The organism is Acidovorax sp. KPB24-07 (genome assembly GCF_057543315.1).
This window is the reverse complement of record NZ_BAAJYS010000863.1, coordinates 1-707: the sequence shown is the minus strand read 5'-3', so window position 1 is coordinate 707 and position 707 is coordinate 1. Positions and strand designations below refer to the sequence as shown.

Annotated in this window: 1 protein-coding gene and 1 pseudogene; both read left to right on the top strand. The window is 67.9% G+C overall.

What is annotated here, in order from left to right; translation table 11 throughout:
• A partial coding sequence (locus tag AC27IQ_RS26335) for an IPTL-CTERM sorting domain-containing protein (protein ID WP_487091417.1) occupies positions 1-326 on the top strand: 326 nt, incomplete at its 5' end.
• Between the two features lie 71 nt (positions 327-397).
• A pseudogene (locus AC27IQ_RS26330) lies at positions 398-707 on the top strand (collagen-like protein); the annotation flags it as partial.

Below are 707 nucleotides of genomic sequence, written 5' to 3'. Positions count from 1 at the left end.
CCAGCACCACCGGCCGTACCTTCGTGCTGCCCGCCGGCACGAACATCACCGTGCTGGGCACGCTCACCGTGCAAGGCGCTCCGGGGCAGAACGTGCAGCTCGTGTCGTCCAGCGGCAGCACGGCCGTGGTCAACCTGGGTCCCAACGCCACCGTGGTGCGCAACTTCGCCACTGTGACCGGCACCGTCCAGATCGGCGCCGCAACCGCCGTGGCAGCCATTCCGACGCTCAGCGAGTACGGCCTGATGCTTCTGTCGCTGCTGATCGGCATGGCCATGTTCTGGAAGCGGCGCGACATCGCGGCCCCTTCCCGCCGGATCGGCTGACGGACATCACCAGCGAGCCCAACCGCTGGAAAAGACATTCAACACACTGCTAGACAAGAGAGGGTTTCCCCATGTCCAAGAATCGCCTGCACCGCTACTGGGTCGTTCCCGCACTGAGTTCCGTCCTCGCCCTGCATGCCGCCGGTGTACTGGCCGCGGACATCACCGTCACGCCCCCTGCCGGCGGAGGATTCGTGGTCAAGGGCCAGGGCGGCCAGGAACGCCTGCGCGTGCAAGGCACGGGTGAGGTCTATGTGCCCGGCTTGTCCGCCTCGCCGACCAACGCCAGCCTGACTTGCTACAACGCCGCCACGGGCCAGCTGACGCAATGCGCCCCTGGCGTGGGCACCGGTGCGACGGGCGCCACTGGAGCCACGGGGG